Below are 24334 nucleotides of genomic sequence, written 5' to 3' on the forward strand. Positions count from 1 at the left end.
CTGCCGGGTGGCGGCGAAGGGCCCGAGGTCTGTCGTCACCCGGACACGGTACGGGCTGCGGCTAGAGCCGCGCGGATCCCGGCGGCGGGGGCGGCGGCGGGGGCGATGAGGGGGGAGCGGGCGGCCGGGGGCCGAGGGGGGTGCGGGAGCGGGCGGGGCCCCATCGGGCGCGGACCACGCACACGGCCATGACGGCGGCGATGGCGGCGAGGTGTTCCTTGCCGGCGAGGTTGTTCTTGACCAGTACCTCGCCGATCATCACGAGGATCACCAGGGCCCCGGTGAGGTAGGCCCGGTAGCGCCAGCACACGTAGATGGCGAGGCCGACCACGGCTGCCGAGGGTCCGGTGTCGTTGACGATCCGGTCGGTCACCGGCAGCCCGAAGGGGTGGTCGGGGCCGAGGGAGAGCCCGACGCGGGCGTACGAGGTCCCGGCGATGGTGGCGACGTAGCCGATGAGCAGGGTGCGCCACCAGCCGATGCAGATCTCGGCGATGCCGAAGACCAGCAGGATCTGGGCGAGCGCCCCCCACACGGGCAGGTCGAGGGCGGGGACGAAGAGGGAGAGGGGGGTCCGCAGCAGGGCCAGCCACAGCGGGTCGGCGGCTTTCACGGACCCCAGGTCCTGTACGGGCTGGAAGCCCCAGGGGGTGTTCTGGACGATCTGGAAGACGGAGGTCAGGGCGACCGCCCCGAGGGTCATCGGGACGGCCCGCCACGTGTCGCGGACGAGTGCGTCCCGCACGGTCAGCAGCAGTGGGCCCCACTCACGGCGGGCGAACTGCCGGACCTCCGTCTTCCACGACGTCAACGAATCGTCTCCAGGTGTTTGCGGTGCAGCCACTTGGGCAGACCGGGTGCCTCCAGGAAGCCCTCGGCCCGCCCCGCCGCGATGCCGATCCGCAGCAGGTCCGAACTCTTCTCGAAGAGCATGAACCGCGGCTCCCAGATCGGGCGGTATTTGGCGTTGGCCCGGTAGAGGGACTCGATCTGCCACCAACGGGAGAAGAAGCTCAGCAGCGAGCGCCACATGCGCAGCACCGGACCCGCGCCGAGCTTGGACCCCCGCTCGAAGACGGAACGGAACATCGCGAAGTTGAGCGAGACCTGTGTGACGCCGATCTCCTTCGAGCGCTCCAGGAGTTCGATGACCATGAACTCCATCAGGCCGTTCTCGGAGTCCCGGTCACGGCGCATCAGGTCGAGGGACAGCCCCTTGGGGCCCCACGGCACGAAGGAGAGCACGGCGCGCAGGTCGCCGTTGCCGTCGGTGCACTCCAGCATCACGCACTGGCCGTCGCCGGGGTCGCCCAGACGGCCCAGTGCCATGGAGAACCCGCGCTCGGTCGCGCCGTCGCGCCAGTCGTCGGCGCGTTCCAGCAGTACGGCCATCTCGTCGGCGGGGATGTCGGCGTGGCGGCGGATGCGGACGGTGTAGCCGGCCCGCTTGACGCGGTTGTACGCCTGGCGGACGGTGCGCATGGCGCGGCCCTCCAGCGTGAACTCGTCGGTCTCCACGATGGCCTCGTCGCCGAGTTCCAGGGCGTCCAGGCCGTGCCGGGCGTAGATCTGCCCGGCTTCCTCGCTGGCGCCCATCACGGCCGGCACCCAGCCGTGTTCGCGGGCCTCGGCCAGCCACGGCTCGATCGCGCCGGGCCAGGCCTCGGGGTCACCGATGGGGTCGCCGGAGGCCAGTGAGACGCCGCCGACGACGCGGTAGGTGACGGCGGCCTTGCCGGTCGGGGACCAGATGACGGACTTCTCGCGGCGCAGCGCGAAGTAGCCGAGCGAGTCGCGGTCGCCCTGCTTGGCGAGGAGCGCCCGCAGCCGCTCCTCGTCGTCGGGGGTGATGGGGTCGACGGCGCGCCGCGAGCGGAACGCGGCGAACAGCACGGCGAGCAGCAGCAGCATCGACATCACGTTGATGGCGACGTCGACCCAGGCGGGTGTGGTGATGGCGCGGTAGGCCTTGTCGTCGGGCGCCAGTGTGATCAGCCGCATCACGCCGTACCGCCAGCGGGCCAGGAAGGTGGCGTCGGCGCGGTCGGCGTCGGTGTTGGTGGCGCCGACGAGCAGGGCGGCGATCAGCGAGGTGAGCAGCAGGCCGACGGCGGCCACGGCGGTGGCGAGCTTCGGGTTGGAGCGGTCGCCCTTGGCGTAGAACTCGTGGCGGCCCAGCAGGAGGGCGCCGACGAAGGCGGCGGTCAGGGCGAGCGAGACCCAGTTCTGGGCGTGCTGGCGGAACTCGGGGTAGCACATGCTCAGTTCGCCGCTCGTGCAGGGCGCGAACGCGGCGACCGCGAAGGCGAGCAGCAGCATGCCGCTGACCACCAGGTTCAGGATCCAGGCGGCCCGCTTGCGGCGGCCCATCGTGACCGCGAGCAGCAGCGAGAACAGCCCGGAGGCGAACCCGGCCGTCAGCAGGTACGGGGTGTAGAAGTCGGCGGTGTTGTGGCGGCGCAGGTCCTGCCCGAGCGAGAGCCACACCGCGCTGAGGAAGTTGACGAAGGTGACGATCCGCAGGTACCAGACCGCGAAGGCGGCACCGCGCCGCGACCGGGGAGTGCCCCTGCGGCTCTCCGGCTTCGCGGCCGCTTCCCCTCCCTGCTCCTTCTTGTTGTTGGAACCCTTGCCGGAGGCCTGATCGAGGCTCCGGTCGGTTTCTACGCTGGTCAAGCGGACCTCTCCCATGAAAAGCGATGATATGGGGCGTCACCGGTCCGCAGCGCAGTGCGAGCACTGCGGACTGGTCAGGCCCGTAGTGCCCGGTGTCTCAGTCCGTCGGCTGCTGCGCAGCAGCCCGCTCCCGGCTACCGCCGGGAGGTGCCCCCACCGGGAGTTCCGCCGCTAGTGCGGCGGCCGCCTGGACCAGGGGGAGCGCCAGGAGGGCGCCGGTGCCTTCTCCTACTGTGACGCCGTGGTCGAGCACCGGGTTGAGTGCCATCCGGTCCAGTGCCTTCGCCTGGCCCGGCTCCCCGCTGGACTGCCCGGCCAGCCACCAGTCGGGGGCGCGGAAGGCGGCCCGCTGGGCCACCAGCCCGCAGGCCGCCGAGACGACCCCGTCGAGGATGACGGGCGTACGGCGTACCGCGGACTGGAGCAGGAAGCCGGTGATCGCGGCGACGTCGGCGCCGCCGACCGCGGCCAGTAGCGCCGTCTGGTCGCCGAGCACCGGGCGGGCGCGGCGCAGCGCGTCGCGGATGGCGGCGCACTTGCGCATCCAGGCCAGGTCGTCGATGGGCAGGCCGCCGCGGCCGGTGACCACGGAGGCGTCCGTCCCGCAGAGCGCGGCCACGAGCGTGGCCGCCACGGTGGTGCCGCCGACGCTGAGGTCGCCGAGGACGACGAGGTCCGTACCGGAGTCGGCCTCCTCGTCGGCGATCTGGATGCCGAGCCGCAGCGCGTCCTCGGCCTCCTCGGCCGTCAGCGCGTCCTCGACGTCGATCCGGCCGCTGCCGCGCCGTACGCGGTGCCGCACCACGTCCTCGGGCAGCAGCCCGGGGTCGCAGTCCAGGCCGGCGTCGACGACGCGGACGCCCGCGCCGAACCGGGCGGCCAGCACGGAGACCGGGCTGGCCCCGTCGAGGACGGCGCGCACGAGTTCGTGGGCGCTGCCCGCGGGCCGGGCGGAGACGCCCTGGGAGGCGATGCCGTGGTCGGCGGCGAACAGGATGACGCGCGGCCGCTCGATCGGCTTGACCGGGACCTGTCCCTGCGCGGCGGCCAGCCATTCGGCGAGCTCGTCGAGCCGGCCCAGGGCGCCGGGCGGCACGGCCAGCCGCTCACGACGCTCCTCGGCGTCACGCCGGACGCCCCCGTCGGGGCGTTCGATCAGATCGGAGAAGTCGTCGAGATTCAGCGTGGTCATCTGCCAGAGATTACAGCCGCCCGGGCCCTGTTCCGGGGGGTGTACCGGCTCCGCTTCACCTCGGTTGTTCCTTGAGGACGAGGGCCTGCCCCGCGACCACCAGGAGTACGTGCTCGCACTCGCCCGCGACCGCGTTGTTGAGGCGGCCGAGCTCGTCGCGGAACCGCCGCCCGGACGCGGTCGCGGGCACCACTCCGGCCCCGACCTCGTTGCTCACCAGGACCACGGGGCGGCGGCTCGCGCGGACCGCCGAGACCAGCTCGTCGACCCGTGCGCGCAGCAGTTTGCGGCCCTCGGCCGCCCACACGGCGTCGTCCCAGGCGCCGGCCCGGTCCATGGCGTCGGTGAGCCACAGGGCGAGGCAGTCGATCAGCAGCGGGGGGCCGTCCCGCTCCAGCAGGGGGGCCAGGTCGCAGGTCTCCACGGTCCGCCAGGTGGCGGGGCGCCGCTCCCGGTGGAGGCCGACCCGGTGGGCCCATTCCGCGTCGCCGTCGCGGGTGCCGCCGGTGGCGACGTAGACCACCTCGGGGAACGCGGCCAGGCGCCGCTCGGCCTCGAAGGACTTCCCGGAGCGGGCGCCGCCCAGCACCAGGGTGCGGCGCGGCACGTCCGGTACCGCGCGGTACTCGCCGGCGGCCACGGTGGTGCCGTCGGGCACGGCCCGCGCCCCGGCGGCGGCGCAGCGGCGGTCGAGTTCCGGGCCGGGCGGAGTGTCGTGGTCCAGGTGGACGGCGATCACGTCGGTGGCGGGGCCGACGGCGCCGCCGGCGCGCAGCCGGGCCAGTGCCTCGGGCCGGCCGAGGACGTCGGCGAGGACCAGGTCGTACGGGCGCTGCGCGTCCCCGTCACCGGTCCCGGAGGGGGCGCCGCCCGGGGGGAGGTACAGCAGCCGGGCGCCGTCGGGGCCGGTGACCTCGTAGCCGGTGCCGGGGGCGTCCATCGGCACCGCCCGCACCCGGTGCCCGCTGATCACCGACAGCTCCCGCCCGTCGGGCACCCGCCCGGCCGCGGGCAGCCCGGGCGGCAGCTCGACGGGGGGCCCGTCGTGCGGGTGCGTGAGCAGTACCTGCCGTACGCCGGCCAGCGAATGCCCCGCGCGTGCCCCGGCCAGCACGGCTCCGGGGGTGAGGTCGAGCAGCAGCGCCCCGTCGACGAGGACGGAGGTCGCGCCGCGGGACAGGCCGCCCACGGAGACCGCGCAGGCGGCGCAGGGACAGCCGGGGCGGGGCAGGCCTTCGGGGGTACCGGTGCCGAGCAGAGTGAGTTCCACACAGAGATCCTCCCGCGTCGCCGGTAGTGCTGCGCGCCCGGCTACTCTCTGGGCACACTCAAGGCGAGAAGCGTGAGATCGCGGACGAACAACGGAGGCGGACATGGCGTGGACGTGGCGGTTCGAGGCGGCCGACGGCAGCGAGGTGGCTCCGGCGGTGGAGCCGGAGGAGTTCACCACGCAGGGGGACGCGGAGTCCTGGATCGGTGAGGTCTGGAAGGAGCTGCTGGACGGCGGGGCGGAGAAGGTGACCCTGTTCGAGGACGGCACGCAGATCTACCCGATGAGCCTGCGGGCGGCCACGGAAGCCTGACCCCTGACCCCTGTGCGCTCAAACGCCGTGCGGGCTGGATGGATCCAGCACCGCCGGCGTTTGAGGCGCGGAGGCCGGGGGCGGAGCCCCCGGGGAACGGGCGAGGGGCGGGGCGGGGAGCAAGCCCGCGCAGCGGCTCCCCGGCGGCGTGCTACCCGCGCACTCCGCACAGGTGCAGCAACGCCGCCACCCCCCGGTAGGGGTCGGTGCGGCCGGCCCGCTCCTCCGCGGCCAGGAGCCGTTCCAGTTCCTCGTCCGGCGGCAGCTCCGCGGCCGCCTCGGTGCCGTCGGTGAAGACGCGGACCCCGTACCAGGTGTGCAGCGGCGCGCCGATGCCCGACAGCGTCGCCGTCAGGTCGGCCAGCCGGTCGGCGCGTACGTCCAGGCCGAGCCGGTTCGTGTAGTCGACGGTGTCGAAGGCGGCCAGCGCCCCCGCCCAGTCGCCCGCCAGTCCGGGCCGCAGCGCGAGCGCGTCGCCGTTGCGCACCAGCAGGGACAGCAGCCCGCCGGGGGCGAGCATGCGGGCCAGCCCGGCGAGCATCGCGTCGGGTTCCGACACGTACATCAGCACGCCGTGGCACAGGACCACGTCGAAGCTGCCCGGTTCGAAGTGCGCGCCGGTCTCCCGGCCGTCGCCCTCCACCAGCTCGACCCGGTCGCGGATCCCGGCCGGTTCGGCGGCGAGTGCCGCGTGGGCGACCGCCAGCATGGCGGCGTCCTGTTCCAGGCCGGTGACGCGGTGTCCCGCCCGGGCCAGGCGCAGCGCCTGGGTGCCCTGGCCCATGCCGACGTCGAGGACCCGCAGCCGCTGTCCCACCGGGAAGCGGTGCGTGATCTGTTCCTCGACCTGCCGGCCCACGAGTTCCTGGCGGACGGCGTTGCGCAGTCCGCCCAGTCCCTCCAGCCACAGCCGGGCTCCTCCTGAGAAGCCCTCCCCCGACGATGCCCCTGGTGCTCCGGGCGTCGCTGCGGTCAGGGCCGCTCTCCGCGCTTGACCTGCGGCTTGGGCAGGCGCAGGCGACGCATCTGGAGGGTGCGCATGAGGCCGTAGGCGACGGCGCCGCGGCGCGGCTCGTTCGCGAAGCGCTCGTTCAGGGCCTTGCGCAGGCGGAACCACAGGCCGATGGAGTCGAGGATGATCAGGACGATCACGCCGAGCCACAGCATCAGGGCGATGTTCTGGATCGAGGGCACCCGGATCATGCTCAGCACGAGGATGATCACGGCCAGCGGCAGGAACATCTCGGCGACCGAGAAGCGGGAGTCCACGAAGTCGCGGACGAACCGGCGGACCGGCCCCTTGTCGCGGGCGGGCAGATAGCGCTCGTCGCCGTTGGCGAGGGCCTCGCGCTGCCTGGCCATCTCTTCGCGGCGACGCTCGCGGGCTCGCTTGGCGTCCTCCTTGCGGTTGCCGGTCGAGGCCACCACGGCCTTGCGCTGCGACTGGGCCACAGCACGCTTCGGCGTCGGGCGGCCCTTCGGGGCCTGCGGGTCACGGGGCTGCGAGGGGCCGGCGCTCACCTTGTCGGTGGCGGAGGCCTTCTCTTCCTTGGAGGAGCGGCTACCAAACACAAAACCCAAGCCTACGTGGTCGGGGCCACGGGCCCCACCCCGGCGGGGAACGATCCGGCAACGGCGGGCGTCTACCGAGTGCGGGCCTCTTCGCGGTACGCGGGATTCCGGGCGTCCGGGGTCTCGGGGACCACCTACTCCTTACGCCTGATACGGCACCGGGGTACTCGTCCTGGAGGAGGAGCGCATCCGTACTCGAACAGTGCGGTAATAGAGACAGGGCCCGTACTGTGGGTCCTGTCGGTGACCTGGAGCACAGTCCGTCTAGAAGGGGGCGCGCGAAGCCCATGAGCGGTGTCATGAAGCGTATGGGGATGATCTTCCGCGCGAAGGCGAACAAGGCCCTGGACCGGGCCGAGGACCCGCGCGAGACCCTCGACTACTCCTACCAGAAGCAGCTGGAGCTGCTCCAGAAGGTGCGCCGGGGCGTCGCCGACGTGGCGACCTCCCGCAAGCGCCTGGAGCTCCAGCTGAACCAGCTGCAGAGCCAGTCCGCCAAGCTGGAGGACCAGGGCCGCAAGGCGCTCGCCCTGGGCCGCGAGGACCTGGCCCGAGAGGCCCTGTCCCGCCGCTCCTCCCTCCAGCAGCAGGTCAGCGACCTGGAGGTGCAGCACCAGACCCTCCAGGGCGAGGAGGAGAAGCTGACGCTGGCCGCGCAGCGCCTCCAGGCCAAGGTGGACGCCTTCCGTACGAAGAAGGAGACCATCAAGGCCACCTACACGGCCGCCCAGGCGCAGACCCGCATCGCGGAGTCCTTCTCCGGCATCTCGGAGGAGATGAGCGACGTCGGCCTCGCCATCCAGCGGGCCGAGGACAAGACGGCCCAGCTCCAGGCGCGGGCCGGCGCGATCGACGAGCTGCTCGCCTCCGGGGCCCTGGACGACCAGAGCGGTCTGGGATCCAAGGACGACATCCAGGCCGAGCTGGACCGCCTCTCCGGCGGCACCGACGTCGAGCTGGAGCTCCAGCGGATGAAGGCCGAGCTGGCCGGCGGCCCGTCCGCGCAGCAGCAGGCCATCGAGGGCGGCGCCCCCGGTACGGCGCAGCCGCAGCAGACCCAGCACCGGTTCGACAAGCAGTAGGACAGGGGCCCGTCATGATTGTCCGCATCATGGGGGAGGGCCAGGTCCGCCTGGCCGACGAGCACTTCGCCGAGCTGGCCGCGCTGGACGACGAGCTCCTGGAGGAGATGGAGTCCGGCGACGAGGCGGGCTTCCGGCGCACGCTGGGCGCCCTGCTCGACGCGGTGCGGCGCCTGGGCAGTCCGCTGCCGGACGACGCGCTGGATCCGTCCGAGCTGATCCTGCCCGCGCCCGACGCGACGCTCGAAGAGGTGCGGGAGATGCTCAGCGACGACGGCCTCATCCCGGGCTGAGGCGGCCGGGGTACCCGGGTACGCACACCGACACCGCGCAGGGTCCGCCCCCGTACCGCACGGGGGCGGGCCCCGCGTGCCGTCCGGGTCCTACTCGCGCCGGTCGGCGGCGGGGTGCTTCTCCGGGTCGGAGAGCCCGCTGATGAAGTTCTCGAACTTGCGCCGGGGCCGGGCCCACCGCCGGTCGTGGTGGAAGGCCCGCAGCCCGGCCTTCGCCCGTGCGCGCGGGCGGTTGGCGTAGAAGCGCTTGGCGTACGGGGACCCGGGCCGGGCCAGGCGCACCGCCCCGATCAGCGCGACGAAGGGGATCACCAGGCCGAATATCGCGGTGCGCGGCTTCCCCTTCCACAGGGCGATCAGGGCCAGGAAGAAGTTGGTGGCGGTGTTCATGACGACGAGCCCGCGGCTGTGCCGCTCCTGCGCCGACAGCTCGTTGACCCCGAAGGGCAGGAAGCCGCCCAGCACCAGCGCCACCACGGCGGCCGTCAGCACCACGATCTCCACGCTCTTGCGGCCCTGTTCGCTCCAGTAGACGTCGTCGAGGTGCAGGATCAGCGCGAACTCGTCCAGCACCAGGCCCGCCCCCAGGCCGAAGAGGACCGCCGACAGCCCGGCGCCGAAACTGTGTCCGCCGCTGCCGATCGCGCCGAACCCGCCGATGATGACGAGGACCACGCCCGGCACGACGTGGTGGACGTGCAGCCCGCCCGGGGTGATGTTCTTGAAGGGCCCCCGGCCGGCCCGGATCAGCCTCGTGATCACCCGTGTGACCAGGAACGACAGTACGAAGGACAGCAGGGCGAGGAGCAGGGGGAGCTTGCCCGGCTCGATGATGTTGCGTTCCCACCAGTGACCCACGACACCCGCTCCCCATATGACACGTATTGAGCAATTTACCGCTCACCGTAAGCGGGTAGCGTTCGCGCCGATGACAGACTCGACCGATGATCCGCTGCCGCCGCCCGGCCAACGCGCCCCCCTGGCCGACGGGATCCGCTTCGCCTTCGGCACCCTGACCGTCCTGCCCGCGCGCATCACCCGCTGGGACCGGGCCGCCGCCCGCACCGGCATGGCCTGCGCCCCGCTCGCCGGCCTCGCCGTCGGCCTGCTCGCCGCCGTACCCGGCACGCTCCTGCTGCTCCTCGGCGGCGGCCCGCTGCTCGCCGCGGCCGTCACCGTCGCCGTACCGGCGGCGCTGACCCGCGGACTGCACCTGGACGGCCTGGCCGACACGGCCGACGGGCTGGGCAGCGCCAAGCCCGCCGAGGACGCCCTGCGGATCATGAAGCAGTCCGACATCGGCCCCTTCGGGGTCATCTCCCTCCTCGTCGTCTTCCTGGTCCAGGTGGCCGCCCTCGCCAACGCGTACGCCGACAGCTGGATCCGGGGCGCCCTGGCCGCCGTGCTCGCCGCCGTCACCGCCCGCCTCGCGATGACCCTGGCCTCCCGCGAGGGCGTCCCCGCCGCCCGCCCCGAGGGGCTCGGCGCGGCGGTGGCCGGCGTGGTCCCGCACCGGGCCGCCGCCTGCGCGGCCGCCTCCGTCGTCGCCCTCGCCGCCCTGGCCGCCCTCCCGGCGGGCCCGTCCGCCGCCGCACAGCACGCGGCCGCCGTCCTCGCCGCCCTGCTCACGGCCGAACTCCTGCTCCGCCGCTGCGTCAGCCGCTTCGGCGGGGTCACCGGGGACGTCTTCGGCGCCGTCTGCGAGGTCGCCGCCACCACCGTCCTGCTGGTCCTCGCCCTCGGCTGAATACCCTGACGGCATGACCGATCCCGCCGACGCCGGCCCCGCCCGCATCCGAGTCCTGCTCGCCGACGACCAGGCGCTGCTGCGCAGCGCGTTCAAGGTGCTCGTCGACTCCGAGGCCGACATGGAAGTCGTCGGCGAGGCCTCGGACGGCGCCCAGGCGTACGCCCTCGCCCGTGAACGGCGGGCCGACGTCGTCCTCATGGACATCCGGATGCCCGGCACCGACGGACTCGCCGCCACCCGCATGATCAGCGCCGACGCGGAGCTGTCGGACGTACGCGTCGTCATGCTGACGACCTTCGAGGTCGACGAGTACGTCGCCGCGGCCCTGCGCGCCGGAGCCTCCGGCTTCCTCGGCAAGGGTGCCGAACCCGACGAGCTCCTCAACGCCATCCGCGTCGCCCACGCCGGCGAGGCACTGCTCTCCCCGGCCGCCACCAAGGGGCTGATCGCCAGCTTCCTCGCGCAGGGCGGCCGCACAGACGCCCCCGCCTCCGGCTCCGCCCACGCCGAACGGCTCGCCACGCTGACCGGGCGCGAGCGCGAGGTCCTCGTACAGGTCGCCGGCGGGCTGTCCAACGACGGCATCGCCACCCGGCTGGAGGTCAGCCCGCTGACCGTGAAGACCCACGTCAACCGGGCCATGGCCAAGCTCGGGGCCCGCGACAGGGCGCAATTGGTGGTCATCGCGTACGAATCGGGACTGGTCCGGCCGCGCGCCGAGTGACCCGCGACGCACCGCAGTAGGACGGACTACTGCGGACGCGGTATGCCGCACATAAGGACGGCACCTGGGAGCGACGCAGCGGGCTTCCCGGGTGCGGAAGGCTGGAGGGGCCCTCGCGAACGACCAGCAGAGAGATCCCACACCCATGTCCTGGCTGTCCCGCTTCAGCCTCACCCAGAGAGCGCTGGTCGGCCTCGTGTCGATCGTGGCGCTCCTGTTCGGTGCCATAGCCATCCCGCAGCTCAAGCAGCAGCTGCTGCCCTCCATCGAACTCCCGATGGTCTCCGTGCTCGCGCCGTACCAGGGCGCCTCGCCCGACGTGGTCGAGAAGCAGGTCGTCGAGCCGATCGAGAACACCCTCAAGGGCGTCGACGGCATCACCGGCATCACCTCGACCGCCAGCGAGGGCAACGCCCTCATCCGCGCCACCTTCGACTACGGCGACAGCGGCACCAAGCAGCTCGTCGCCGACGTCCAGCAGGCCGTCAACCGGGCCCGCGTCCGGCTGCCCGCCGAGGTGGACCCGCAGGTCGTGGCCGGCTCCACCGACGACATCCCGACCGTCGTCCTCGCCGTCACCTCCGACAAGGACCAGCAGGCGCTCGCCGACCAGCTGAACCGTTCCGTCGTCCCCGTCCTGGAGGACATCGAGGGAGTCGGCCAGGTCAGCGTCGACGGCGTGCGCGACCTCCAGGTCACCGTCACCCCCGACAACGCCAAGCTCGCCGCCGCCGGCCTCGACGGCGCCGCGCTGGCCGAGGGCCTGCGGGCGGGCGGTACGACCGTCCCCGCCGGCTCCTTCGACGAACAGGGCAAGAACCGCACCGTCCGCGTCGGCTCCGGCTACACCTCGCTCGCCCAGCTGGAGGACCTCCGGCTGACCGCGGGCCCCGGCAGGACCGCCGTCCGCCTCGGTGACGTGGCCGCCGTCAAGCAGGAGCCGGCCAGGGCCGATTCCCTCACCCGCACCAACGGCAAGCCCAGCCTCGCCCTCGTCCTGACCATGGACAAGGACGGCAGCGCCGTCGCCATCTCCGACGCCGTCAAGGACAAGCTCCCCGAGCTGCGCTCCACGCTCGGCTCCGGCGCCGAGCTGACCGTCGTCAGCGACCAGGGCCCGGCCGTCGCCCGCTCCATCTCGGGCCTGACCACCGAGGGCCTGCTCGGCCTCGCCTTCGCCGTCATCGTGATCCTGGTCTTCCTGGCCTCGCTCCGCTCGACGCTGGTCACCGCGGTCTCCATCCCGCTGTCCGTGGTCCTCGCGCTGATCGTGCTGTGGACCCGCGACCTGTCCCTCAACATGCTGACCCTGGGCGCCCTCACCATCGCCATCGGCCGGGTCGTCGACGACTCGATCGTGGTCCTGGAGAACATCAAGCGCCACCTCGGCTACGGCGAGGAGCGCGAGGCCGCGATCACCACCGCCGTGAAGGAAGTGGCCGGCGCGGTCACCTCCTCGACGCTCACCACCGTCGCCGTCTTCCTGCCGATCGGCCTCGTCGGCGGCATGATCGGCGAGCTCTTCGGCTCCTTCTCGCTCACCGTCACCGCCGCCCTGCTGGCCTCGCTGCTGGTGTCGCTGACGGTCGTGCCGGTGCTGTCGTACTGGTTCCTGCGCGCCCCCAAGGGCGTCTCGTCGGCGGACGCCGAAAGCCGGGCGAAGGCCCGCCGCGAGGCGGAGGAGAAGGAGGCCAACAGCCGCCTCCAGCGCTTCTACGTACGGGTCCTCGGCTTCGCCACCCGCCGCCGGCTGACCAGCGTCGCCATCGCGGCCGTCGTCCTCGTCGCCACCTTCGGGATGACCCCGCTGCTGAAGACGAACTTCTTCGACCAGGGCGACCAGGACGTCCTGACGGTCAAGCAGGAACTGCCCGCCGGCACCTCGCTGGCCGCCTCCGACGAGGCCGCCCGCAAGGTGGAGAAGGCCCTGGACTCCGTCGAGGGCGTCAAGGACCACCAGGTCACCGTGGGCTCCTCCGGGTTCCTCGCGGCCTTCGGCGGCGGTACGGGCACCAACCAGGCCTCCTTCCAGGTCACCCTGGACGACGCCGGGCAGTCCGACGCCGTCAAGAAGCGCATCCAGGACGCCCTCGGCACGCTCCAGGGCATCGGCGACACCTCCATCTCGGCGGGCGGCGGCTTCGGCAGCCAGAACCTGAGCGTGGTCGTCAAGGCCGGTGACGGCGCCGTCCTCGCCAAGGCCGCCGAACAGGTCCGCGCGCAGGTGGCCACCCTGAAGGACGTCACCGACGTCCAGAGCGACCTGGCCCAGTCCGTGCCCCGCATCTCGGTCACGGCCACCCCCAAGACCGCCGAGGCGGGCCTGAACCAGGCCGCGCTGGGCGCGATCGTCGCCCAGGCCGTCCGCGGCAACCCGGTGGGCAAGGCCGTGCTCGACAACACCGAGCGGGACGTCGTCATCCGCTCCGCGCAGCCGGCCACCACCCTGGCCGAGCTCCGGGCCCTGCCGGTCGGCCCCGCCAGGCTCGGTGACATCGCCGAGGTCAAGGAGGTCCCCGGTCCGGTCGCGATGACCCGGATCGACGGCGCCCGCGCCGCCACCATCACCGCCAAGCCGGTCGGCGACAACACGGGCGCGGTCAGCGCCGCGCTCCAGTCCAAGCTCAAGGCCCTGGACCTGCCCGAGGGCGCCACCGCCGCCATCGGCGGGGTCTCCGAGGACCAGGACGAGGCGTTCGCCTCGCTGGGCCTGGCCATGTTCGCGGCCATCGCGATCGTGTTCATGCTGCTGGTCGCGACGTTCCGCTCGCTGGTCCAGCCGCTGATCCTGCTGGTCTCCATCCCCTTCGCCGCCACCGGCGCGCTGGGCCTGCTCATCGCCACCGGCACCCCCATGGGCGTCCCCGCCATGATCGGCATGCTGATGCTCATCGGCATCGTGGTCACCAACGCGATCGTCCTGATCGACCTGGTCAACCAGTACCGGGCGCAGGGCCTGGGCGTCGTCGAAGCGGTCGTCGAGGGCGGCCGCCACCGCCTGCGCCCGATCCTGATGACGGCCCTGGCGACGATCTTCGCGCTGCTCCCGATGGCGCTGGGCGTCACCGGTGAGGGCGGGTTCATCTCGCAGCCGCTCGCGGTGGTCGTGATCGGCGGGCTGGTCAGCTCGACCCTGCTGACCCTGCTCCTGGTGCCGACGCTCTACACGATGATCGAGCTCCGCAAGGAGCGCCGCCGGGCGAAGCGCAAGGCCCGCCTCACGGTGGTCCCGTCCGCGGCGTCCGCCTCGGACGACAGCACGGTCAAGGTCTGAGGGACGTACGAAGGGGCCCCGGCCGGCGTCGACGACGCCGGCCGGGGCCCCTTCGCGTTCCGCTCCGCGACCGCTACGGCAGCGAGAGCATGCGCTCCAGCGCGAGCTTGGCGAAGCTCTCCGTCTCCTTGTCGACCTGGATCCGGTTGACCAGGTTGCCCTCGGCCAGGGACTCCAGGGTCCACACCAGGTGGGGGAGGTCGATGCGGTTCATGGTCGAGCAGAAGCAGACCGTCTTGTCGAGGAAGACGACTTCCTTGCCCTCCGGGGCGAATCGATTCGCCAGGCGGCGGACCAGGTTCAGCTCGGTGCCGATGGCCCACTTGGAGCCGGCCGGGGCCGCCTCCAGCATCTTGATGATGTACTCCGTCGAACCGACGTGGTCCGCGGCCGCCACGACCTCGTGCTTGCACTCGGGGTGCACCAGCACGTTCACGCCCGGGATCCGCTCGCGCACGTCGTTGACCGAGTCCACCGAGAACCGGCCGTGGACCGAGCAGTGGCCGCGCCACAGGATCATCTTGGCGTCGCGCAGCTGCTCGGCGGTCAGGCCGCCGTTCGGCTTGTGCGGGTTGTAGAGGACGCAGTCGTCCAGGGACATGCCCATGTCGCGGACGGCGGTGTTGCGGCCCAGGTGCTGGTCCGGGAGGAAGAGCACCTTCTCGCCCTGCTCGAAGGCCCACTCCAGGGCCTTCTTCGCGTTGGACGAGGTGCAGATCGTGCCGCCGTGCTTGCCGGTGAAGGCCTTGATGTCGGCGGAGGAGTTCATGTACGAGACGGGGACCGTCGCGCCGGCGACCCCGGCCTCGGTCAGCACGTCCCAGCACTCGGCGACCTGCTCGGCGGTGGCCATGTCGGCCATCGAGCAGCCGGCCGCGAGGTCGGGCAGGACGACCTTCTGGTCGTCCGAGGTCAGGATGTCCGCGGACTCGGCCATGAAGTGCACGCCGCAGAAGACGATGTACTCGGCCTCCGGCTTGGCCGCCGCGTCCTTGGCCAGCTTGAAGGAGTCGCCGGTGACGTCGGCGAACTCGATGACCTCGTCACGCTGGTAGTGGTGGCCGAGGATGAAGACCTTGTCGCCGAGCTTCTCCTTGGCGGCACGGGCACGTGCGACCAGGTCCGGGTCGGACGGCGAGGGCAGGTCGCCGGGACACTCCACCCCGCGCTCGCTCTTGGGGTCGGCCTCACGGCCGAGCAGCAGCAGGGCAAGGGGCGTCGGCTGGACGTCCAAAGGCTGGGCGGTGGTCACGACACGCACCCTTTCTGTTCTGCGACAAGGAATTCTGGGACTGCGGGGGGCTTTGATCGCCACTTCTCGTCTATTTGACGCTATCTATCATAGCCGCTTCACGTCACTTTGACGATGCCGATAGTGTCGATGTGACGCATTCGCCCGTTGCGGGGCCCCCGCGGGGCCGCTGCGGGGTACGCCACTCCACCGGTCCTCGTCACGGGGTCCACCGGGCCGCCGGGGTGTGCGAGCATGAAACGAGAAAACGAGGCGCCGGACCCGGAATGAAACCGCGGTCCCGCTGGTTGCCATCGACGGCAAGAGTCCGACGTTTCCCCAGCCACCGGCGGGGAGCCGCCCACTTCGGGAGTGAATGCAGATGTCCGTACAGGACGACAAGACCACTGTGAGCGACGGCATCCTCCTGTCCGACGCCGCCGCCGAGAAGGTCCGTACCCTGCTGGAGCAGGAAGGCCGCGATGACCTGGCGCTGCGCGTCGCCGTCCAGCCCGGCGGCTGCTCCGGCCTGCGCTACCAGCTCTTCTTCGACGAGCGCTCCCTCGACGGCGACGTCGTCAAGGACTTCGACGGCGTCAAGGTCGTCACCGACCGCATGAGCGCCCCGTACCTGGGCGGCGCCTCCATCGACTTCGTCGACACCATCGAGAAGCAGGGCTTCACGATCGACAACCCGAACGCCACGGGCTCCTGCGCCTGCGGCGACTCGTTCAGCTAAGCCTCGGGGCTGACCCTCGGGGCTACGCCTCAGGGCTGCGCCTCAGCCGAAGGGCCCGGGTCCGGTCGATTCCGACCGGGCCCGGGCCCTTCGCGCGTGCGCCTACTGGCGCGGGATCGGCTTGCCCGACGTGGCGTCGACCACCTTGCGGTCGCCGAGCGGCTGCTGGAGCGTCGCCGTCAGCGCCATCTCCTGCGCGATCATGATGCAGGCCTGGCCGGGCTTGTTCGGCGTGTCCGTGATCTTCACCAGGACCGAGGCCGCCTCCTCCCGGGCCTCCAGGGTGTAGGTGCTGCACACCCCGCCCCAGAAGTTCACCGTCAGCGTCCGGTCGGCCTGGGCGTACGAGAACCCGGGCACCGTGTGCGGCTTCGACGGCGCCGCGGTACCCGCGTCCTGCGCCGCGGCCGGCTGGGCCACCGTACGGCCCGGCCCGCCCTGCGAGCCCGCCACCTCGAACAGCCAGGCCGGCACGAGGCCCCGGCCGCCGTCCACGGTTCCCGCGACCAGCCCCAGCACGGCGCCCCGCACGCTCTCGGTCCGCGGCGGCTTCATCGGCCGCGGCTCCGGATTGCAGGGCAGGGTGTCCGTCGCGCCCGTCGGGGTGTCCGGCGTCAGCGGCACCGTCGTCGCGCAGCCGCTCGGGCCCGGGCCGGTGCCGTCGCCGCCGCCCTTGGCCGCCGCGTTGAGCCGCTCCAGGGCCTCGGCGGCCCCGACCACGGCCTGCTCGCCCGCACGGACCGGAGCCTTCAGCTCCCCGCTGCCCGCCACCACCGCGCCGTCGGCTCCGACGCTGACCTTGCTGGACCAGCCCTGGGTCGGGAGCCCGCCCACCACCGGGTCGGCGCTCACCACCCGGACGGAACCCTGGGTGAGGTGCGCGTCCACCCTGGCGTCGCCCTGCCCGGCGGCCGCGAGCACCGGCGCCGCGGCGGCCTTCGCCGCCTGCTCGGAGACGGGCTTCGCCGCGCCGGCACCCTCCTGGGGGCCCTGGGGGAGCGTGGCCGGGCCGCAGGTGTCCTTGCCGCGCACGCAGTCGTCCCCCACTCCGCCGCCGGCCTGGTAGCGCGAGAACGCCCAGGTGCCGGGGGCCTTGCGGGTCACCGTGAGCCGGGGCCCGGAGCCGTCGGCGGCCTCGCCCGCCTGCCAGGTGTCGCCGACCAGCCGGGGCACGCCCGCGACGCCGAGCGCCTTCGCGAGCCGGGCCACCTCGTCGGAGGCCACCTCCCCGGACGCGGCGAAGGCCGGCGCGGTACCCGGCCCGTCGGGCAGCTTCACGTCCGCCCGGTACGTCACCGGCCCGCCGGAGGGGTCCGGCTCACCGGGGGCGATGCCGGGGCCCGTCGGAGACCCGGCCGAGCGCGGCGCGACCGCCGCGCTGTCAGCCGTACGGGCCGTGCCGCCGCCCGAGCCGTCGCCGTACGCCGTCGAAGCCCAGTACGCCGTACCGCCGCCGGCCAGCAGGACGGCGGCCGCGATCGAGCCGACGGCCCAGGCGGGCCGCCGCCGTGTGCCGCGTGATGTGTCGGGTTGTTCGCTGGTCACCGCATCGCTCCTTAGCGTGTCCCGCCGTACGTGATGCGGGTGTGACGCGTCGGCCGCGAAACCGGTTCCCCTCGTTCCCCCGGACGCGCCGGGAGCCCTAGTCGCCGTACGCGGCGGTACCGGCGATCAGCCGGGCGGAGGCGGGCGGGACCCTGACCCCGTGGATCTGCGAGGGCGCCACCCGCCCCGGCCGGGGCTCCCGCTCCACGGCCCAGTGCGGAGCCATCCGGGCGCAGTCGCCGAGCAGCCGTGCGAAGCCGGGCCGCGCGTCGAAGGCGTGGTCCGCGTACCCGAAGCCATCGGTATAGGTCATGGGGGCACCGTATGGGCGCCATCCTGGGCGAAGGAAGTCCTACTACGGGGTAGTTTCGCCGGGTCGGCGTATGGGCGCGGACCCGGTAGTTTTGAATGTCACCCGCCGTCCTCCGCAGGAGCATCCACGCCGTGCGCATCGCAGTCACCGGCTCCATCGCCACCGACCACCTCATGACCTTCCCGGGCCGCTTCGCCGACCAGTTCGTCGCCGACCAGCTCCACACGGTCTCCCTCTCCTTCCTCGTCGACAACCTCGACGTGCGGCGGGGCGGCGTCGGCCCGAACATCTGCTTCGGCATGGGCCAGCTCGGCAGCCGCCCGATCCTCGTCGGCGCGGCCGGCTCGGACTTCGACGAGTACCGCGCGTGGCTGGACCGGCACGGGGTCGACACCGAGTCCGTCCGGATCTCCGAGGTGCTGCACACCGCGCGCTTCGTCTGCACCACCGACGCCGACCACAACCAGATCGGCTCCTTCTACACGGGCGCGATGAGCGAGGCCCGGCAGATCGAGCTCAAGGCCGTCGCCGACCGCGTGGGCGGCCTCGACCTCGTCCTCATCGGCGCCGACGACCCCGAGGCGATGCTCCGCCACACGGAGGAGTGCCGCACCCGCGGGATCCCCTTCGCGGCGGACTTCTCGCAGCAGATCGCCCGCATGGACGGCGAGAACATCCGCACCCTGATGGAGGGCGCGACGTACCTCTTCTCGAACGAGTACGAGAAGGGCCTCATCGAGTCGAAGTCCGGCTGGACCGACGAGGAGATCCTCGCCAAGGTCGGCACCCGCGTCACCACCCTCGGCGCGCAGGGCGTGCGCATCGAGCGCGTCGGCCACGAGCCGATCCTGGTCGGCTGCCCGGAGGAGACCGCGAAGGTCGACCCGACCGGCGTCGGCGACGCGTTCCGCGCGGGCTTCCTGACGGGCCTCGCCTGGGGCGTCGGCCTGGAGCGGGCCGCGCAGGTCGGCTGCATGCTGGCCACCCTCGTCATCGAGACCCTGGGCACCCAGGAGTACACCCTGGCCCGCGCCCACTTCATGGAGCGCTTCACGAAGGCCTACGGCGACGAGGCGGCCACCGAGGTCCGCGCGCACCTGGCCGTTTCCTGACGCGCCGCTCGCGCGGCTCGGCCCCTGGGGGCCACGCCTTTTCCCGCGCCGCTCGCGCGGCTCGGCCCCTGGGGGCCTCCCCGGCTTCGCGCCGCTGCGCCGGACTCCGTCCGGCGGCCTGCGGGGCGGGGCCGGTTCGCGTGGCTGGGGCCGGTGGACGTGTGCGGCCGGGTGGGCCGCTGCGCGGGGCTGGTCCCCTACCCGCCCTTCCACCGTTCCCCGGGCACTGCCCGGACCCGTTCCGGGCGCTCCGCGCCCGTCGCCTCAAACGCCGGCGGGGCTGACTTCAGCCCCGCCGGCGTTTGAGGCGCGGGGTCCGGGGCGGAGCCCCGGGGAACGGGCGAAGGGTGGGGCGGGGAGCAGCCCGCGCAGCGGCACACCACCCGCACACGACCCGCCGGCCCCCGCCACGCGAACCGGCGCAGCCGTGAGGCCGGCGCGTCGGCAAACGGCGTCAGCCCTCGCGGCGGACCCGGTACGCCACCGCCGCCCCCCGCGGGGATTCGCCCAGGTACGTGTGGCCGCGCATCGCGCACCACGCCGGGATGTCCAGGCGGGCCACCTCGTCGTCGGAGACGACCGTGACGGTGCCGCCGACCGGGACCGTGGCGATGGCCCGGGCCAGCTCGATCACCGGCTGCGGGCAGCGCAGGCCCAGCGCGTCGATCTCGACCGACTCCGCCACCGGGGGGACGGACGCCGCGGCCTCCGGGACGCCGAGCTTCTCCCGTACCCCCGCCACCGCGCCCGGCAGCACCTCCAGGAAGCCGTTGACCTCGTCGGCGGAGGTGCCCCGCGGCAGGGAGACCCGTACGTTCCCCTCCGACAGCACCCCCATCGCCCGCAGCACGTGACTGGGGGTCAGCGTGGAGCTGGTGCAGGAGGAGCCGGAGGAGACGGAGTACCCCGCCCGGTCCAGCTCGTGCAGCAGGGTCTCGCCGTCGACGTAGAGGCAGGAGAACGTGACCAGGTGGGGCAGGCGCCGGTCGGCGTCCCCGACCACCTCCACGTCGGGCACCAGCCGGACCACCCGCCGCCGCAGCCGGTCCACCAGGATCCGCAGCCGGGCCGCCTCCGCGTCCGCCTCGGCGCGCACCGCCCGCAGCGAGGCCGCCGCCGCGACGATGGCGGGCAGGTTGGCGAAGCCGGGGGAGCGGCCCGACTCCCGCTCGTCGGCGGGCCCTTGGCCGGAGAACCGGACCCCCTTGCGGACGGCGAGGAGGCCCACCCCGGGCGGGCCGCCCCACTTGTGGGCGCTGGCCGCCAGGACCGACCACGCGCCCTCCACCCGGCCCCACCCCAGCGACTGGGCGGCGTCCACCAGCAGCGGCACCCCGGCGGCCCCGCAGACCTCGGCCACCTCGGCCACCGGCTGGACCGTGCCCACCTCGTGGTTGGCCGACTGGAGGCACGCCAGAGCCGTGGTGGAGCCGAGCGCGGCCTCGTACCCGGCGGCGGAGACCGCGCCGAGCCGGTCCACCGCGACCTCCGTCACGGTCCCGCCGGCCGCCGCGTGCGCGTCCGCCGCATGGAGTACGGAGCTGTGCTCCACCGCCGACACGACCAGATGGCCGCCCACCCGCCGGCGGCCCCCGAGCACGCCCGCCATGCCGGTGTGAACCGCGTGCGTCCCCGAAGGAGTGAACACGAGCTCGTCGGCGCGGCATCCCACCGCCTCGGCCGCCGCCTCGCGCGCCGCGTCCAGCAGCAGCCTGGCCCGCCGCCCCTCCCGGTACAGTCGGGCGGGGTCCGCCCAGCCCTCGTCCAGGGCGGCCTGGAGCGCCTGCCGGGCCACGGGGTGCAGGGGAGCGGCGGACGCGGTGTCGAAGTACGGCATCCGGCCACGGTAGACGGCGGCCGCAGACAGGGCGGGGCCGCCCCGCGCGCGTCCGGTTCAGGGACCGTCAGATGCCGTCCGGAGCCCGCCCTTCAGGGCCGTCCGGCCCGTCCCCCGTACGGCGGATCCATCCCTTCGGGGGCAGTAGCGGCGCGTTGGGCACCCTCCCCGCGCGACCCCAAATAGCGTCCAGTAGGGTTTGGTCCGCATAAACATCCAAACCCCTGCCTGCGTCAGGGCCGGCGACCGACCCGAACACGGCCGCGGCCGGCCGCGCGGGCCGAGACTCTCGGGAAGGCGCTACGTGAGTCCCTACGGCTCCGACCGCTCGCCGCGGCGCCCGATGCGGCGGAAGCTGCTGCAGGCGCTGACTGCGGGCGTGGTCCTGGCGACCGCCACTGGTTGCTCGTACACCTGGAAAGACTTCCCCCGCCTCGGAATGCCCACCCCGGTCACGGAGGAGGCGCCTCGCATCCTCTCCCTGTGGCAGGGATCCTGGGCGGCCGCTCTCATCACGGGCATCCTGGTGTGGGGCCTGATCATGTGGAGCGTCATCTTCCACCGGCGTAGCCGGACGAAGATCGAGGTCCCCGCGCAGACCCGGTACAACATGCCCATCGAGGCGCTGTACACCGTGGTCCCGCTCATCATCGTCTCGGTGCTCTTCTACTTCACCGCGCGTGATGAGTCGAAGCTGCTCTCCCTCTCCGCCAAGCCGGCGCACACGATCAACGTGATCGGCTTCCAGTGGAGCTGGGGCTTCAACTACGTCGAGAACGTCGACGGCGATGCCGCTACCCCGAAGGCGGGCGAGACCCCCAAGGAACTCGCCTCCCTCCCGGACCGCTTCATCAAGGACTTCCCGGCGGGCGCCGAGGGCGTCTACGAGAAGGGCGTTCCCGGCGACCGGAACCCCCAGACCAACAACCCGGGGCCGACCCTCTTCCTGCCCAAGGGCGAGAAGGTCCGCTTCGTCCTGTCGTCGAACGACGTCATCCACTCCTTCTGGGTGGTGCCCTTCCTGTTCAAGCAGGACGTCATCCCCGGCCACACCAATGTCTTCGAGGTCACCCCGACCCAGGAAGGCACCTTCGTGGGCAAGTGCGCCGAGCTCTGCGGTGTCGACCACTCCCGCATGCTCTTCAACGTGAAGGTCGTCTCCCCGGCGGAGTACAAGGCTCACCTGAAGGAGCTCGCGGAGAAGGGGCAGACCGGCTTCCTGCCGGCCGGCATCAAGCAGACTGACCCCGCCCGGAATGCGGAAGTGAACAAACTGTGAGCATCCTCAACGAATCCCAGGGTGCCGCCGCAGCTGACTCGTACGAGAACGAGCTGCCGGTGCGGCGCAAGCAGCCGGGCAACGTGGTCGTGAAGTGGCTCACCACCACCGACCACAAGACCATCGGCACGATGTACCTGGTCACGTCGTTCGTGTTCTTCCTGATCGGCGGCCTGCTGGCGCTCTTCATGCGCGCCGAGCTGGCCCGTCCGGGCACGCAGATCATGTCGAACGAGCAGTTCAACCAGGCGTTCACCATGCATGGCACGATCATGCTGCTGATGTTCGCGACCCCGCTGTTCGCCGGCTTCGCCAACTGGATCATGCCGCTGCAGATCGGCGCGCCCGACGTGGCGTTCCCGCGGCTGAACATGTTCGCGTACTGGCTGTACCTCTTCGGTTCGACCATCGCGGTGGCCGGCTTCGTCACCCCCTCGGGTGCCGCCGACTTCGGCTGGTTCGCCTACTCCCCGCTGTCGGACGCCGTCCGTTCGCCGGGCATCGGCGCCGACATGTGGATCATGGGTCTGGCCTTCTCCGGCTTCGGCACGATCCTCGGCTCGGTCAACTTCATCACCACGATCATCTGCATGCGCGCTCCCGGCATGACGATGTTCCGCATGCCGATCTTCACCTGGAACGTGCTGCTGACCGGTGTCCTGGTCCTGCTCGCCTTCCCGGTCCTGGCCGCCGCGCTCTTCGCGCTGGAGGCCGACCGCAAGTTCGGTGCGCACGTCTTCGACGCGGCCAACGGCGGCGCGTTGCTGTGGCAACACCTCTTCTGGTTCTTCGGACACCCAGAGGTGTACATCATCGCGCTGCCGTTCTTCGGAATCGTCTCCGAGATCATCCCGGTCTTCTCCCGCAAGCCGATGTTCGGCTACATCGGTCTGATCGCCGCGACGATCGCCATCGCCGGCCTCTCGGTGACGGTGTGGGCCCACCACATGTACGTCACCGGCGGTGTGCTGCTGCCGTTCTTCTCCTTCATGACCTTCCTGATCGCGGTACCGACCGGTGTGAAGTTCTTCAACTGGATCGGCACCATGTGGAAGGGCTCGCTGTCCTTCGAGACCCCGATGCTCTGGACGATCGGCTTCCTGGTCACCTTCACCTTCGGTGGTCTGACCGGCGTCATCCTGGCCTCGCCCCCGATGGACTTCCACGTCTCCGACTCGTACTTCGTCGTCGCGCACTTCCACTACGTCGTCTTCGGCACCGTGGTGTTCGCGATGTTCGCCGGCTTCCACTTCTGGTGGCCGAAGTTCACGGGCAAGATGCTGGACGAGCGTCTCGGCAAGATCACCTTCTGGACGCTGTTCATCGGCTTCCACGGCACCTTCCTCGTCCAGCACTGGCTGGGCGCCGAGGGCATGCCGCGCCGCTACGCGGACTACCTCGCGGCTGACGGCTTCACCATGCTGAACACGATCTCGACCATCAGCTCGTTCGTGCTCGGCCTGTCCTTCCTGCCGTTCATGTACAACGTCTGGAAGACGGCCAAGTACGGCAAGAAGATCGAGGTCGACGACCCGTGGGGCTACGGCCGTTCGCTCGAATGGGCGACGTCCTGCCCGCCGCCGCGGCACAACTTCCTCACCCTGCCGCGCATCCGCAGCGAGTCGCCGGCGTTCGACCTGCACCACCCGGAGATCGCGGCCCTCGACCACCTCGAGGACCACGCCCCGGCCAAGGCCGTCACCGGTGGCAAGGAGGCCGGCAAGTGAAGATCCAGGGCAAGATGTTCCTCTGGCTCTCCGCCTTCATCCTGATCATGACCGTCGTCTACGGCGTCTGGTCGAAGGAGCCGGTCGGAACCACCGCTCTCGCGCTGGCCTTCGGCCTGAGCGCCATGATCGGCTACTACCTGGCCTTCACGGCCAAGCGCGTGGACGAGATGGCCCAGGACAACCTGGAGGCCGACGTCGCGGACGAGGCCGGCGAGCTGGGGTTCTTCTCCCCGCACAGCTGGCAGCCGCTCTCGCTGGGCATCGGTGGCGCGCTCGCGTTCATGGGCGTCGTCTTCGGCTGGTGGCTCATGTACTTCTCGGCCCCGATCATCCTGATCGGCCTGTGGGGCTGGGTGTACGAGTACTACCGCGGTGAGAACCAGAACCAGTAAGCACCGGCGG

22 protein-coding genes are annotated in these 24334 nt (G+C 72.1%); 11 read left to right on the forward strand and 11 right to left on the reverse strand.

The annotated features are described in order from the left end of the window. Positions 1–61 precede the first annotated feature (61 nt). The 4 genes from ABD973_RS23240 to ABD973_RS23255 all read right to left on the reverse strand — a co-directional run bounded on the left by ABD973_RS23240 (position 62) and on the right by ABD973_RS23255 (position 5138). A complete protein-coding gene (locus tag ABD973_RS23240) occupies positions 62–811 on the reverse strand; it encodes a hypothetical protein (RefSeq protein WP_345501896.1) in 750 nt (249 codons plus the stop codon). Further along, positions 808–2691 (reverse strand): phosphatidylglycerol lysyltransferase domain-containing protein, encoded by a 1884-nt coding sequence (locus ABD973_RS23245; protein WP_125594519.1) that lies wholly within the window; start codon positions 2689–2691, stop codon positions 808–810. Before ABD973_RS23245 ends, ABD973_RS23240 begins: the two co-directional genes overlap by 4 nt. 82 nt (positions 2692–2773) lie before the next feature. After that, on the reverse strand, positions 2774–3868 hold the full coding sequence (gene cobT / locus ABD973_RS23250; protein ID WP_345501899.1) for a nicotinate-nucleotide--dimethylbenzimidazole phosphoribosyltransferase: 1095 nt from the start codon (positions 3866–3868) through the stop codon (positions 2774–2776). Between the two features lie 55 nt (positions 3869–3923). Then, on the reverse strand, positions 3924–5138 hold the full coding sequence (locus tag ABD973_RS23255; RefSeq protein ID WP_125820901.1) for a bifunctional adenosylcobinamide kinase/adenosylcobinamide-phosphate guanylyltransferase: 1215 nt from the start codon (positions 5136–5138) through the stop codon (positions 3924–3926). A gap of 103 nt (positions 5139–5241) precedes the next feature. Here ABD973_RS23255 and ABD973_RS23260 point away from each other — a divergent pair, with 103 nt between their 5' ends. Continuing rightward, entirely contained in the window at positions 5242–5451 is a 210-nt protein-coding gene (locus tag ABD973_RS23260) for a hypothetical protein (protein ID WP_125594516.1), read from the forward strand. A 151-nt stretch (positions 5452–5602) separates the two neighbouring features. Here ABD973_RS23260 and ABD973_RS23265 read toward each other — a convergent pair whose 3' ends face one another. Further along, positions 5603–6310, reverse strand: a complete 708-nt coding sequence (locus tag ABD973_RS23265) for a class I SAM-dependent methyltransferase (RefSeq protein WP_241253203.1) — start codon at positions 6308–6310, stop codon at positions 5603–5605. 113 nt (positions 6311–6423) lie between these two features. After that, a complete protein-coding gene (locus ABD973_RS23270) occupies positions 6424–7023 on the reverse strand; it encodes a DUF3043 domain-containing protein (protein WP_164720874.1) in 600 nt (199 codons plus the stop codon). A gap of 287 nt (positions 7024–7310) precedes the next feature. Between ABD973_RS23270 and ABD973_RS23275 the strand changes: the two genes are divergently transcribed. Next, complete coding sequence (locus tag ABD973_RS23275; protein WP_125594514.1) at positions 7311–8105, forward strand: PspA/IM30 family protein; 795 nt, start codon at positions 7311–7313, stop codon at positions 8103–8105. 14 nt (positions 8106–8119) lie between these two features. Further along, positions 8120–8398, forward strand: coding sequence for a PspA-associated protein PspAA (pspAA, locus tag ABD973_RS23280; RefSeq protein ID WP_125594513.1), 279 nt, complete (start codon positions 8120–8122; stop codon positions 8396–8398). Positions 8399–8488: 90 nt separating this feature from the next. Here pspAA and ABD973_RS23285 read toward each other — a convergent pair whose 3' ends face one another. Further along, positions 8489–9256 (reverse strand): hypothetical protein, encoded by a 768-nt coding sequence (locus ABD973_RS23285; RefSeq protein WP_125820900.1) that lies wholly within the window; start codon positions 9254–9256, stop codon positions 8489–8491. Positions 9257–9326: 70 nt separating this feature from the next. Here ABD973_RS23285 and cobS point away from each other — a divergent pair, with 70 nt between their 5' ends. From cobS to ABD973_RS23300, 3 genes are all read left to right on the forward strand, one after another. Continuing rightward, entirely contained in the window at positions 9327–10145 is an 819-nt protein-coding gene (gene cobS / locus ABD973_RS23290; protein WP_125820899.1) for an adenosylcobinamide-GDP ribazoletransferase, read from the forward strand. A gap of 13 nt (positions 10146–10158) precedes the next feature. Beyond that, complete coding sequence (locus tag ABD973_RS23295) at positions 10159–10872, forward strand: response regulator (protein WP_125820898.1); 714 nt, start codon at positions 10159–10161, stop codon at positions 10870–10872. Positions 10873–11017: 145 nt separating this feature from the next. Then, positions 11018–14146: an efflux RND transporter permease subunit gene (locus tag ABD973_RS23300; RefSeq protein WP_345501908.1), complete on the forward strand. Its 3129-nt coding sequence runs from the start codon at positions 11018–11020 to the stop codon at positions 14144–14146. A 73-nt stretch (positions 14147–14219) separates the two neighbouring features. Here ABD973_RS23300 and nadA read toward each other — a convergent pair whose 3' ends face one another. Continuing rightward, complete coding sequence (gene nadA, locus ABD973_RS23305; protein ID WP_125594508.1) at positions 14220–15398, reverse strand: quinolinate synthase NadA; 1179 nt, start codon at positions 15396–15398, stop codon at positions 14220–14222. Between the two features lie 361 nt (positions 15399–15759). Here nadA and ABD973_RS23310 point away from each other — a divergent pair, with 361 nt between their 5' ends. Then, positions 15760–16116, forward strand: a complete 357-nt coding sequence (locus tag ABD973_RS23310; RefSeq protein ID WP_030029080.1) for a HesB/IscA family protein — start codon at positions 15760–15762, stop codon at positions 16114–16116. A 102-nt stretch (positions 16117–16218) separates the two neighbouring features. Here ABD973_RS23310 and ABD973_RS23315 read toward each other — a convergent pair whose 3' ends face one another. Continuing rightward, on the reverse strand, positions 16219–17661 hold the full coding sequence (locus ABD973_RS23315; protein WP_125820896.1) for a hypothetical protein: 1443 nt from the start codon (positions 17659–17661) through the stop codon (positions 16219–16221). A gap of 97 nt (positions 17662–17758) precedes the next feature. Continuing rightward, positions 17759–17974, reverse strand: a complete 216-nt coding sequence (locus tag ABD973_RS23320) for a hypothetical protein (protein ID WP_125594506.1) — start codon at positions 17972–17974, stop codon at positions 17759–17761. A gap of 131 nt (positions 17975–18105) precedes the next feature. On the opposite strand from ABD973_RS23320, the gene ABD973_RS23325 reads away from it, so the two are divergent. Then, positions 18106–19086: a carbohydrate kinase family protein gene (locus ABD973_RS23325; protein ID WP_125594505.1), complete on the forward strand. Its 981-nt coding sequence runs from the start codon at positions 18106–18108 to the stop codon at positions 19084–19086. 454 nt (positions 19087–19540) lie between these two features. Here ABD973_RS23325 and ABD973_RS23330 read toward each other — a convergent pair whose 3' ends face one another. Next, positions 19541–20923, reverse strand: coding sequence for a cysteine desulfurase/sulfurtransferase TusA family protein (locus tag ABD973_RS23330; RefSeq protein WP_125820895.1), 1383 nt, complete (start codon positions 20921–20923; stop codon positions 19541–19543). Positions 20924–21227: 304 nt separating this feature from the next. Here ABD973_RS23330 and ctaC point away from each other — a divergent pair, with 304 nt between their 5' ends. From ctaC to ABD973_RS23345, 3 genes are read left to right on the forward strand one after another with little or no spacing between them, the layout of a single operon-like run. Further along, positions 21228–22202, forward strand: a complete 975-nt coding sequence (ctaC, locus tag ABD973_RS23335) for an aa3-type cytochrome oxidase subunit II (protein ID WP_125594503.1) — start codon at positions 21228–21230, stop codon at positions 22200–22202. After that, positions 22199–23929 carry an aa3-type cytochrome oxidase subunit I gene (ctaD, locus tag ABD973_RS23340; protein WP_125594502.1) on the forward strand — a complete coding sequence of 577 codons (1731 nt, stop codon included), beginning with the start codon at positions 22199–22201 and terminating at the stop codon, positions 23927–23929. The genes ctaC and ctaD overlap by 4 nt, the downstream gene beginning before the upstream one ends. Beyond that, positions 23926–24324 (forward strand): cytochrome c oxidase subunit 4, encoded by a 399-nt coding sequence (locus tag ABD973_RS23345; protein WP_125594501.1) that lies wholly within the window; start codon positions 23926–23928, stop codon positions 24322–24324. The genes ctaD and ABD973_RS23345 overlap by 4 nt, the downstream gene beginning before the upstream one ends. Positions 24325–24334 lie beyond the last annotated feature (10 nt).

The sequence above is a fragment of the Streptomyces racemochromogenes genome (genome assembly GCF_039535215.1).
Taxonomy (GTDB): domain Bacteria; phylum Actinomycetota; class Actinomycetes; order Streptomycetales; family Streptomycetaceae; genus Streptomyces; species Streptomyces racemochromogenes.